This window comes from Streptomyces sp. NPDC052109 (assembly GCF_040680195.1).
Taxonomy (GTDB): domain Bacteria; phylum Actinomycetota; class Actinomycetes; order Streptomycetales; family Streptomycetaceae; genus Streptomyces.
This window is the reverse complement of the sequence record NZ_JBFAWF010000003.1, coordinates 177,593-188,793: the sequence shown is the minus strand read 5'-3', so window position 1 is coordinate 188,793 and position 11,201 is coordinate 177,593. Positions and strand designations below refer to the sequence as shown.

The 11,201-nt window shown below is 74.0% G+C and carries 11 protein-coding genes; 8 read left to right on the top strand and 3 right to left on the bottom strand.

Features of this window, described 5'->3' with window-relative positions; all coding sequences use genetic code 11:
* Nucleotides 1-1,284, bottom strand: a 1,284-nt coding sequence (locus AB0L59_RS09565) for a GTP-binding protein (RefSeq protein WP_365581228.1), incomplete at its 3' end; no start/stop codon positions are given.
* Nucleotides 1,285-1,530: 246 nt separating this feature from the next.
* On the opposite strand from AB0L59_RS09565, the gene AB0L59_RS09560 reads away from it, so the two are divergent.
* The 7 genes from AB0L59_RS09560 to AB0L59_RS09530 all read left to right on the top strand — a co-directional run bounded on the left by AB0L59_RS09560 (nt 1,531) and on the right by AB0L59_RS09530 (nt 9,371).
* Nucleotides 1,531-2,022, top strand: a complete 492-nt coding sequence (locus AB0L59_RS09560; RefSeq protein WP_365581226.1) for a (2Fe-2S)-binding protein — start codon at nt 1,531-1,533, stop codon at nt 2,020-2,022.
* Nucleotides 2,019-4,496, top strand: a complete 2,478-nt coding sequence (locus AB0L59_RS09555) for a molybdopterin cofactor-binding domain-containing protein (RefSeq protein WP_365581224.1) — start codon at nt 2,019-2,021, stop codon at nt 4,494-4,496. The genes AB0L59_RS09560 and AB0L59_RS09555 overlap by 4 nt, the downstream gene beginning before the upstream one ends.
* Nucleotides 4,493-5,347, top strand: coding sequence for a xanthine dehydrogenase family protein subunit M (locus AB0L59_RS09550; protein WP_365581222.1), 855 nt, complete (start codon nt 4,493-4,495; stop codon nt 5,345-5,347). Before AB0L59_RS09555 ends, AB0L59_RS09550 begins: the two co-directional genes overlap by 4 nt.
* A 15-nt stretch (nt 5,348-5,362) precedes the next feature.
* Nucleotides 5,363-6,238, top strand: a complete 876-nt coding sequence (locus AB0L59_RS09545; protein ID WP_365581221.1) for a MoxR family ATPase — start codon at nt 5,363-5,365, stop codon at nt 6,236-6,238.
* Between the two features lie 131 nt (nt 6,239-6,369).
* A complete protein-coding gene (locus AB0L59_RS09540; protein ID WP_365581219.1) occupies nt 6,370-7,617 on the top strand; it encodes a VWA domain-containing protein in 1,248 nt (415 codons plus the stop codon).
* A complete protein-coding gene (locus AB0L59_RS09535; protein WP_365581218.1) occupies nt 7,610-8,713 on the top strand; it encodes an XdhC family protein in 1,104 nt (367 codons plus the stop codon). The genes AB0L59_RS09540 and AB0L59_RS09535 overlap by 8 nt, the downstream gene beginning before the upstream one ends.
* Nucleotides 8,714-8,735: 22 nt before the next feature.
* On the top strand, nt 8,736-9,371 hold the full coding sequence (locus AB0L59_RS09530) for an SRPBCC family protein (RefSeq protein ID WP_365581216.1): 636 nt from the start codon (nt 8,736-8,738) through the stop codon (nt 9,369-9,371).
* Nucleotides 9,372-9,404: 33 nt separating this feature from the next.
* Here AB0L59_RS09530 and AB0L59_RS09525 read toward each other — a convergent pair whose 3' ends face one another.
* Entirely contained in the window at nt 9,405-9,905 is a 501-nt protein-coding gene (locus AB0L59_RS09525; RefSeq protein WP_365581215.1) for a metallophosphoesterase, read from the bottom strand.
* Between the two features lie 57 nt (nt 9,906-9,962).
* On the opposite strand from AB0L59_RS09525, the gene AB0L59_RS09520 reads away from it, so the two are divergent.
* Nucleotides 9,963-10,145 carry an alpha/beta hydrolase gene (locus AB0L59_RS09520; protein ID WP_365581213.1) on the top strand — a complete coding sequence of 61 codons (183 nt, stop codon included), beginning with the start codon at nt 9,963-9,965 and terminating at the stop codon, nt 10,143-10,145.
* Between the two features lie 26 nt (nt 10,146-10,171).
* Here AB0L59_RS09520 and AB0L59_RS09515 read toward each other — a convergent pair whose 3' ends face one another.
* Nucleotides 10,172-11,173 (bottom strand): SDR family oxidoreductase, encoded by a 1,002-nt coding sequence (locus tag AB0L59_RS09515; RefSeq protein WP_365581211.1) that lies wholly within the window; start codon nt 11,171-11,173, stop codon nt 10,172-10,174.
* Between the last annotated feature and the right edge of the window lie 28 nt (nt 11,174-11,201).

Below are 11,201 nucleotides of genomic sequence, written 5' to 3'. Positions count from 1 at the left end.
TCCCCCACGACCACCCCCGCCCCGCACCCCCACGCGACCGCCCAGGCCACCGCCCCCCACCGGGCCGCCGGCACCCCGCTCCGCCGTACGACCGCCGAGGCCATCGCCCTCCACCCGCCCGTCCGTGTCCAGGCCCTCCGCGGGACCGTCCGCACGGCCCTGGTCGGTCCGGCCCTCGATGCCGATGCCGCCGGATGCCCGCCCCTGCGCGCGATGTCCCGGGGCCTGCCCGCGCACCCGGTCGTCGGTGGCCGGACCTCGCGCACGACCCGTCGCAGCCGCCGTCCGCGCACGATCGTCGGTGGCCCGGACTGCGGCGCGACCGGCGCCGGCCCGGCGCTGCGCCCGGCCGCCGGTGGTCCCGCCCTCCACTCCCTCCGCGTGGCCCCCCACCCGGCCGTCGGCCGGGGCGTCCTCCTCTCCCCCGTCCCCGAACGGGATCCGGTCGCGGATGCGCAGGGTGCCGGAGAAGAGCCGGGCGTAGGCCACCTTCTCCCCCGCCGGGCCGCGTTCCACCTTGAAGACCGTGGCCGACAGGGGGCCGGCCGGGTCGCCCGCGGCGGTGGGCAGCAGGCGCTCGATGCCGGCGATCAGCTCGGGCACGCCCGCACCGGTGATGGCGGAGCCGAAGTACACCGGATGGACCAGCGCGCGCCGGGTCTGGGCGGCGAGGGCGGTGCGCAGGCGGGCGTCGGTCACCCCGCCGTCGAGGTAGGCGGCGAGCAACTCGTCGTCGTGGTCAGCGAGCGCGTCCAGCGCGGCCGCGCCGAGGCGGGCGACGAAACGGGCGGTGGGCGTGCCCGGTTCGGCGGGCTCCCCCACCGGGACGAGCGGTACGGACAGCCTGTGGGCCATCTGGGCGAGCACGGCGGCGCCGTCCGCACCGCGCCGGTCGATCTTGTTGACGAAGATCAGCGTGGGAATCCGCAGCCGCCGCAGGGTGCGCATCAGCACACGTGTCTGCGCCTGGACCCCCTCGACGGCCGAGACGACCAGGACCGCGCCGTCGAGCACGCCGAGGACGCGCTCGACCTCGGCGATGAAGTCCGGGTGTCCGGGGGTGTCGATGAGGTTGACGGTGACGCCGTCGAGCGGGAACGACACGACGGCGGACTTGATGGTGATCCCGCGCTGCCGCTCCAGCGCGAGGGTGTCGGTGGTGGTGCTGCCGGCGTCGACGCTGCCGATCTCGTCGATCACTCCGGCGGTGTGCAGCAGCCGTTCGGTCAGGCTGGTCTTACCGGCGTCGACATGGGCGAGGATTCCGAGATTGAGCAGATGCACTGAGCGTGATGTCCTTCGGCACGGTGTGGATTCCTTCCTGGGTGGACATGCACGCAGCGCGCATCGCCGGTCCTCTCTGTGTGACAACGGGTAACGCTCAGTGCAGCAGACCCCGGCAGCGAGCGGCAATGGATTAACGCTCAACAAACCCCTCCGCACCACTCGCCGTGACCAGAGCCCGGTCGTAGGGTGACCTACATCACGTCAGGTGGCTGATTTCCCTCTCCCGCACGGTCTGGAGGGCACATGACCCACATCTCGGTGCAGGTGGACGGCACGAGGTACGAGGACGACGTGGAACCCCGCCTCCTCCTGGTCCACTACCTGCGCGACCGCCTCGGCCTCACCGGCACCCCGATCGGCTGCGACACCTCCAACTGCGGCGCCTGCACCGTCGACCTGGACGGCGCGACCGTGAAGAGCTGCTCGGTGCTCGCCGTCCAGGCGGACGGCTGCGCGGTGACGACCGTCCAGGGACTCGCCGAGGGCGGCGCGTGGACGGCGCTGCAGCGCGCGTTCCACGAGCAGCACGCTCTGCAGTGCGGTTACTGCACCCCGGGCATGATCATGGCAGCGCGCGATCTGCTGCGCGAGAACCCGCGTCCCGGCCCGGACGAGGTGCGGCAGGGGCTGGAGGGCAACCTCTGCCGGTGCACCGGTTACCAGAACATCGTCCGCGCGGTGCTCGCCGCGTCCGGGCAACCGGCTCATGAGGCAGCCGAGGAGGTCACGGCATGACCGGCCAGGCCGTCGAAGGCGAGGTCGGCCGGCGCCGGCTGCGCAAGGAGGACGCCCGGCTGATCACCGGCCAGACCAACTGGACCGACAACATCCAGGTGGCCGGCCTCCTGCACCTGGCGATCCTGCGCAGCCCGATGGCCCACGCCCGCCTCACCCGCGTCGACGTCTCCCCCGCCCTCGAACGCCCCGGTGTCGTCGCGGCGTTCAGCGGTGCCGACCTCGCCGAAGGACTGGGCTCGCTGCCCTGTGCCTGGCCGGTGACCGAGGACATCGTGCTGCCCGACCATCCGGCCCTCGCCGTCGACGAGGTCCGCTACGCCGGCGACCCGGTCGCGGTCGTGGTGGCACGCGACCGGTACGCGGCCGCCGACGCGCTGGAGGCGATCGAGGTCGACTACGATCCGTTGCCCCCGGTCCTCGACCTGGAGGCCGCGTCGGCGGAGGGCGCCCCGCTGGTCCACGCCGACAAGGGCACCAACCGCTGCTACACCTGGCCACTGGCCGCCGGCGAGAGCTTCGAGGCCGTACGGGACCGCGCCGAGGTGACGCTGAAACGCCGCTACCACCAGCAGCGGTTGATCCCCAACGCCATGGAGCCGCGCGCCGTCGTCGTCACCCCGCTCGCCGCGTCCGGCGAGTACACGGTCTACTCGGCGACCCAGATCCCGCACATCCTGCGGATCATGCTGTCCACGGTCACCGGGATCCCCGAGCACAAGCTCCGGGTGATCGCCCCGGACGTGGGAGGCGGCTTCGGCTCCAAGCTCCAGGTGTACGGCGAGGAGGTCCTCGCGCTCGCGGTCGCCCGCCGGCTCGGCCGCCCGGTGAAGTGGACCGAGTCCCGTTCCGAGGGCGCGCTCGCCACCCACCACGGGCGCGGCATGATCCAGGACGTCGAGATCGCCGCCACCCGCGAGGGAAGGCTGCTCGGCCTCAAGGTGGACCTGCTCGCCGACATGGGCGCCTACCTGATGCTCGTCACTCCCGGCATCCCGATCCTCGGCGCCTTCATGTACCCGGCGATCTACAAGATGGACGCCTACGAGTTCAGCTGCACCGGCGTCTTCAGCACGCGCACACCCACCGACGCCTACCGCGGTGCCGGACGCCCCGAGGCGACCTTCGCCATCGAGCGGATCATGGACGAGCTGGCGGCCGAACTCGGGCTGGACCCCGTCGAGTTGAGGCGCAGGAACTGGATCCGGCACGAGGAGTTCCCGTACACCACGATCGCCGGACTGACCTACGACAGCGGCAACTACGAGGCGGCCACCGACAAGGCGCTCGCCCTGTTCGGCTACGACGACCTGCGCGCCGAGCAGCACGAGCGCGCCGAGCGCGGCGACCCCGTGCGGCTCGGGATCGGCGTGTCGACGTACACCGAGATGTGCGGGCTCGCGCCGAGCCGGGTGCTGCGCGACCTGCGGTACGGGGCCGGCGGCTGGGAGGCGGCGAGCATCCGCATGCTGCCCACCGGCAAGGTCGAGGTCGTCACCGGCACCAGCCCCCACGGGCAGGGCCACGAGACGTGCTGGAGCCAGATCGCGGCCGACGTCCTCGGCGTGCCCTTCGAGGACGTCGAGGTGCTGCACGGCGACACCAAGGCGGCCCCGCAGGGCATGGACACCTACGGCTCGCGGTCGCTGGCCGTGGGCGGCGAGGCCGTGCACCGGGCGGCGAGGACGGTCGTGGCGAAGGCGCGCAAGATCGCCGCCCATCTGCTCGAGGCGAGCGAACAGGACCTGGAGTTCAGCGGCGGGGTGTTCTCCGTCAAGGGCTCGCCGGAGGCCCGCAGGACCATCCAGGAGATCGCCTTCGAGACGTTCACCAACCACGACCTGCCCGACGGCGTCGAACCCACGATCAACGCCGAGCACGTCGTGGACCCGGAGAACTTCTCCTACCCGCACGGCACCCATCTGTGCGCGGTCGAGGTGGACACGGAGACCGGGCGGACGCGGATCAGGTCGTACGTGTGCGTCGACGACGTCGGCCGCGTCATCAACCCGATGATCGTCGAGGGCCAGGTGCACGGCGGCCTCGCGCAGGGCATCGCGCAGGCGCTGTACGAGGAGGCCGTGTACGACGACGACGGCAACCTCCTGACCGGCACCATGGCCGACTACCTCGTGCCCTCGGCGGCCGACCTGCCGGACTTCGTCACCGACCGGACGGAGACGCCGGCGGCGTCGAACGCCCTCGGGGTCAAGGGGGTGGGCGAAGCGGGCACGATCGCGTCGACGCCCGCCGTGGTCAACGCCGTCGTGGACGCGCTCAGACCGCTCGGGGTGCGGGACGTGCGGATGCCGTGCTCGCCGCACCGGGTGTGGCAGGCGATCCAGGAGGCGCGGTACGGAGCGGCCGAGGGCACCGGCGGGGCGGGGCCGGCCCGCTCCGGGCAGTCTGGGCAGACGGCCCGGTCCGGCGAGCTGGGTCAGTACGGTCGGCCGGGTGAGGAGGGTGCGGAATGATTCCCCCCGCGTTCGAGTACACCCGTCCGGACAGCGTGGACGAGGCGGTGCGCGCGCTCGCCGACGCGGGCGACGAGGCGAAGGTGCTGGCCGGCGGGCAGAGCCTGGTGCCCCTGCTGCGGCTGCGGCTCGCCTTCCCGGAACTGCTCGTGGACGTCGGCCGGATCCCCGACCTGCACGGGGTCCGGGAGGACGGCGGCACGCTCGTCATCGGCGCGATGACCACCCACCACGAGGTGGTGCGCGACCCGCTGGTGCGCCGGCACGCCGGGCTGCTGGCGGAGGCGACGGCCACGGTGGCCGACCCGGCCGTCCGGCATCGGGGCACCCTCGGCGGCTCGCTCGCCCACGCCGACCCGGCCGGTGACCTGCCCGCCGTGGCGTTGGCCCTGGACGCCGAACTGGTCGTGGCCGGTCCCGCCGGGCGCCGCACCATCGCCGCGCGCGAGTTCTTCGTGGACTACCTGCAGTCGGCGCTCGCCGCCGACGAACTGCTGCTGGAGGTACGGATCCCGAAGACGGACGGCTGGGACTTCCACTACGAGAAGTTTCACCCGGTCGCCCAGTCCTGGGCCGTCGTCGGCGTCGCCGCGCTGGTGCGGCGCGACAACGGGCGGATCGTCGAGGCACGCGTGGGGCTGACCAACATGGGAGCGACCCCGCTCAGGGCGACCGCTGCCGAGGAGGCGCTGGCGGGTGCCGACGGTCCGCAGGCCGTGGCACGGGCCGCCGAGGTGGCGGCGGAAGGGACCCGGCCGGCACAGGATCTTTCCGCTTCGCCGGAGTACCGGCAGCACCTGGCGCGGGTACTGACCAGGCGGGCGGTGCTGGCCGCGACCGGAATGAGGTGAGCGCCGATCATCGCGATGGACGGCCCGGAGGAGGTGCGGGCCCGCCTGGAGGAGACGGGGTATCTCGTCGACGAAGGGCTGGCGGTCACCTGCTTCCTGGCCCTGAGGCTGCACCGGCCGCTGTTCTGCGAGGGCGACGCGGGCGTGGGCAAGACCGCGCTCGCCTCCGCCCTCGCCGAGGCGCTCGGCGCGCCGCTGATCCGGCTCCAGTGCCATGAGGGAATCGACGCCTCGCAGGCCCTGTACGACTGGGACTTCCCGCGCCAGCTGCTGCATCTGAGGGCCGCCGAGGCCGCCGGGGTCACGGACGCGGACCGGCTGGAGAGCGAGCTGTACGACCGGCGGTTCCTGATCGCCCGGCCGCTGCTGCGCGCCCTGCAGACGCAGCCGTCGGTGCTGCTGGTCGACGAGATCGACCGGGCCGACGACGAGTTCGAGGCGTTCCTGCTGGAGCTGCTGTCCGAGTATTCCGTCACGATTCCGGAGCTGGGCACACAGCGTGCCGAGGATCCGCCGGCCGTCGTCCTGACCTCGAACCGGACCCGGGAGGTCCACGACGCGCTGAAGCGGCGGTGCCTGTACCACTGGTTCGACCATCCCTCCTTCGCCCGCGAACTGGCCATCGTGCGCCGCCGGTTGCCGCAGGTCTCGGCGCGGCTGGCCGAGCAGGTCACCGCGCTGGTGCAGGCGCTGCGGGGCGCGGACCTGCTCAAACCGCCGGGTGTGGCCGAGACCCTCGACTGGGCCCAGGCCCTGGACGCGCTCGGCGCGAGCGAAGTGGACGCGGAACTGGCGGTGGCGACGCTGGGCTCGGTGCTGAAGTACCGGGAGGACACCGACCGGGCCCGGGCGCTCGATCTCACCGCGGTCCTCACGGCCCGGGGCGGGTGACGGCGATGGCCGGCGAGCACGGGTCAGGCCCGCCGCCGGGGGCGGACACCGGACACCTCGGAGAGGGCAGCGCGGGCCTCGGGGGCGGCGCGGGAAAGCGCGGGAAGGGTGGCGCAGACCCCGGGGACGACGTGGGGGCGGACGTCAGGCGCCCCGGGAGCGGCAGCGAGCGATGCGGGGCGGACGCCGCAGGGCACGAAAGGGACACCGACTCCCTCGCGGCGGATGCCGGACGGCCTGCGGCGGACGCCGTGCTGCTCGGCTTCGCGCGCGCCCTGCGGGCGGCGGGGGTCGACGCGAGCACCGAGCGCCTGTACGCGTTCCTGCGCGCCGTGGCCGCCCTGCGCCCGGAGGTGCGTGCGGACGTGTACTGGGCCGGGCGGGCGACGCTGTGCGGCGGGCACGACGATCTGGAACGGTACGAGCGGGTGTTCGCCGCCTACTTCGGGTCCCCCGGCGAACCGCGCACGCGCCCGGCGCGCGGCGCGCCCCCGCAGCGACTCCGGCTCGTCGCCCGGGACGCGCCCGCGGGCCCGGGCACCCCGGGCGGGGGCGAGCCACCCGGACCGCCGTTCGCCTCGCTCGCCAGCTCGGCCGAAGTGCTGCGGCACCGCGACTTCTCCGCGCTCGACGCCGCCGAACGGGCCCGACTACGGTGGCTTCTCGCCGCGTTCGCGCTGCGCGGGCAGGCGCGGCGCTCGGCCCGGCGCAGGCCCGCGCGGCGTGGCGAGGTCGATCCGCGGCGCACGGTGCGGGAGTTGCTGCGCCGGGGCGGGGAACCGGCCCAACTGCGCCGGCACGCGCGGGTGGCAAAGCCCCGCCGGGTGGTGCTGCTCGTCGACGTCAGCGGGTCGATGGCACCGTACGCCGACGCGCTGCTGCGGTTCGCACACGCGGCGGTGCGCGCGGGCCGCACGGAGGTGTTCACCATCGGCACCCGGCTGACCCGGGTGACCCGGGAACTCGCCCACCGGGACCCCGACGTGGCGATGTCGGCGGTGGCGGCGGCCGTCCCCGACTGGCGCGGCGGCACCCGGCTCGGCGAGCTGGTGCGCGAGTTCCTGAACCGCTGGGGGCAGCGCGGAATGGCGCGGGGAGCGATCGTGGTGCTGCTCTCGGACGGCTGGGAGCGTGGTGATCCGGAGCTGCTCGGGCAGCAGATGCGCCGCCTGCACACCCTCGCCCACCAGGTGGTCTGGGCGAACCCCCGCAAGGCCCGGCCCGGTTACCAGCCGCTGGCGGCCGGCATGGCGGAGGCGCTGCCCAGCGTGGACGCCTTCGTCGAGGGGCACAGCCTGGCGGCGTTGGAGCGGCTCGCGGCCGTGGTGCGCGGTGCGGAGGCCGGGGGGCCGCCGGTGAGAGGAGCGGAAGGTGCGTGAGGTTCTGCCGGCGCTGGCACGGTGGCACGCGGCCGGGATCCCGTTCGGTCTGGCCACGGTCGTCGCGGTCAGCCGCAGCGCGCCGCGCGGCCCCGGCGCCGCGATGGCGGTGGGCCCGGACGACGAGGTCGTCGGAAGCGTGTCCGGGGGCTGTGTGGAGGGGGCGGTGTTCGAGCTCGCGCGGGAGGTCGTGGCGAGCGGTGAGGCTCGCCTGGAGACCTTCGGCTACAGCGACGAGGACGCCTTCGCCGTCGGTCTCACCTGCGGCGGTGAGATCACCCTGCTGGTACGGCCGGTGACGCCCGCGTCGGACCCGGCGTTCGGCGGGGTCGCCACGTCGGTCGCCGCAGGCGAGCCGGTGACCGTGGCCACGGTGGTGGACGGACCGGCGCCGCGCGGCGCCACGCTCGCCGTCTGGCCGGACCGGGCGGGCGGCACGCTCGGCGCGAGCGGCCTCGATGTCGCCGTCACCGCCGACGCGCGCGGCGAACTCGCGCTCGGCGCCTCGCTGCTGCGGCACTACGGGCCGCGCGGCGAGCGCCGGGAGGACGACGTCACCGTGTTCCTCCAGTCGTTCGCGCCACCGCCGCGCATGCTGGTCTTCGGCGCGATCGACTACGCGGCCGCGGTGGCCCGCATCGGCGACTTCCTCGGCTACCGGGTCACCGTGTGCGACGCCCGCCCGGTCTTCGCCACCCCGAAGCGCTTCCCGGCGGGCGTCGAGGTCGTGGTCGACTGGCCGCACCGCTATCTGGCCGGCACCGAGACCGACGACCGCACGGTGATCTGCGTCCTCACCCACGACCCGAAGTTCGACGTACCGCTGCTGCGGGAGGCCCTGCGCCGCCCGGCCGCCTACATCGGGGCGATGGGCAGCCGGCGCACCCACGAGGAGCGGCGCGAACGGCTCGCCGAGACCGGTCTGACCGAGGTCGAACTGTCCCGGCTGCGCTCGCCGCTCGGGCTCGACCTCGGGGCCCGTACGCCCGAGGAGGTCGCCGTCTCCGTGGCCGCCGAGATCGTGGCCCTGCGCTGGGGCGGCAGCGGCGCGCCCCTGACCACCACCGCCGGAGCCATCCACCCGTCCGCCGCCTGACGAGTCCGAAGGGAAGCACGTCATGGAGCTGCACCACGAGTTCACCGTCCCCGTCCCGGTCGACGACGCCTGGCACACGCTCCTCGACATCGAACGGGTCGCGCCCTGTCTGCCGGGCGCGGTGGTGGAGGACTACGACGGCAAGACCGTGACCGGTTCCGTGAAGGTCAAGGTCGGCCCGGTCACCGTCGCCTACCGCGGCACGGCCGTGTTCGAGGAGCAGGACGAGGCGGCACACCGGATGGTGCTCGTGGCAAGCGGCCGGGAGACCCGGGGGCAGGGCACGGCCCGGGCGACGGTCACCGGCATCCTGACCGAACGAGACGGCGGTACGGCGGTGTCGGTACGGACCGAGCTGACGGTGACCGGCCGTCCCGCACAGTTCGGGCGGGGCGTGCTGGCCGAGGTGGGCGACCGTCTGGTGGGCCGGTTCGCGGAGTGCCTGGCGGACCGGCTGGCCGAGCGGGCGCCGGCACCGGCCGCCGCCGGGGACCGACCGCGGCAGCGGGACGGGACGGCGCCGGAATCGCTCGACCTCCTGCGCACGGCGGGGCTGCCGGTGGCCAAGCGGGCGGCGGTCGTGGCGGCCGGGGTCGCGGTATTGGCGTGGGCGGCAGCAAGGCTGCGGCAAAGGCGGCGCACCGCTGGGCACCGGTGACGGCACCGGACAGGGGGTTCCCCGTGGTCCGCGCTACGGCCGCGGCAGCCGGTGCAGGGTCACGTCCCCGAGCGCGCCGTCGGTGAGGGTCGCGGTGAGGTAGGTGCAGTGGGGCTGGCGGCGCCGGTCGGTCGGTGAGCCGGGGTTGAGCAGGCGCAGGCCGGTGGGGGCGGTGGTGTCCCAGGGGATGTGACTGTGGCCGAAGACCAGGACGTCGAGGTCGGGGAACCGGGCGGCGCAGCGGGTCTCGCGGCCCCGGGCGGGGCCGGTCTCGTGGACGACGCCGAAGCGCAGGCCGCCGATCTCGGCGTAGGCCACCTCGGGGAGCCGCGCCCGCAGATCCGGGCCGTCGTTGTTGCCGTGGACCCCGATGAGCCGGCGGCTGCGGCTCTCCAGCAGGTCGAGGGTGGCGGTGTCGACCCAGTCCCCGGCGTGGAACACGACGTCCGCGAGCGGGAGTTCGGCCAGCAGCGCGTCCGGGAGACGCTTGGCCCGCTTCGGCAGGTGGGTGTCGGACATGAGGAGGAGGCGCACCGGATCAGCGTATCCGGGCCTCCGAGATAGAGTGACGCACCTCACAGAGTGAACGAAGTGACGTACATCAGCGGTGAGCACTTCGCCGTGCGCGGCTTCTCCGCGCTGGACGACGCCGCACGGGCCCTCGTGCCGCACCTGCGCGGGGCCGTCGAGGTGCCGGAGTGCGGCCACTGGTCCCAGCAGGAGCGGCCCCACGTCGTCACGGACGCGCTGCTGGAGTTCCTGCGCGGCCTGTGACCTCTCCTCGCGCCTCCGCCGCCGGCTCAGGCGGTCAGCCGGCGGATGGCGCTCACGGCGCCCAGCACGGCCGCGCCCGTGCCGGCGGCGACGGCGGCGGGGTGCCGTGCCAGGGTCTGCTGCCAACTACGGGCGTGCGCGCTGTCGTCGAAGGAGCCGTGGGCGCCCCGGTCCTCGGTGAGGTGCTGGTCCACGGGGGCGAAGAGGTTGTCCAGGCCGGCCGGTGGGATGCGGTCGGTCTGCTGGGCGTCGAAGCCGGTGCGGGCGAGGTAGCGGTCGAGCAGGGCCGGGGCGAGCCGGTTGGCCCAGATGGTGGCCAAGGTGCTGGCGCCGACGTAGTACTGCTTGCGGCGCGGATGGTCGGCCGCGTGCAGCACGCCCCGGGCGGCGACCTCCGGCTGGTAGATCGGCGGCACCGGCATCGGATGCTTGGACAGCCGGGAGCGGACCCATTCGAACTGGGGCGTGTTGACCGCGGGCATCTGGACGACGGTGACACGTACGTGGCTGCCGCGGTGCAGCAGTTCCGTGCGCAGCGAGGAGCTGAAGCCGTTGATGGCGTGCTTGGCGCCGCAGTACGCCGACTGCAGCGGGATCGACCGCTCCCCGAGCGCCGAGCCGACCTGCACGATGGTGCCCCGGTCCCGGGGCAGCATGCGCTTGAGGGCCGAGCGGGTGCCGTTGACGAAGCCGAGGTAGGTGACCTCCGTGATCCGCCGGAACTCCTCGGCCGTGATCTCGTCGAAGGGCGCGAACACGCTCGCGAAGGCGCAGTTGATCCACACGTCGACCGGCCCGAACTCCCTTTCCGCCGCGTCGGCGACGGCCTCCACCTGGGCCTGGTCCGCCATGTCCGCCGTCTGGACGAGGGGGCGCCCGCCGAGGGCCGCGACCTCGTCCGCCGCCGCCCGAAGGCCGCCCTCGCCCCGCGCGACCAGGACGACGTTCGCGCCGCGCAGACCGTACAGACGGGCGGTGGCGCGTCCGATACCGGCGCTGGCGCCGGTGATGACGACGGTCGAGGGCATGGTCATCTTCCTTTCCCACACGGTGACT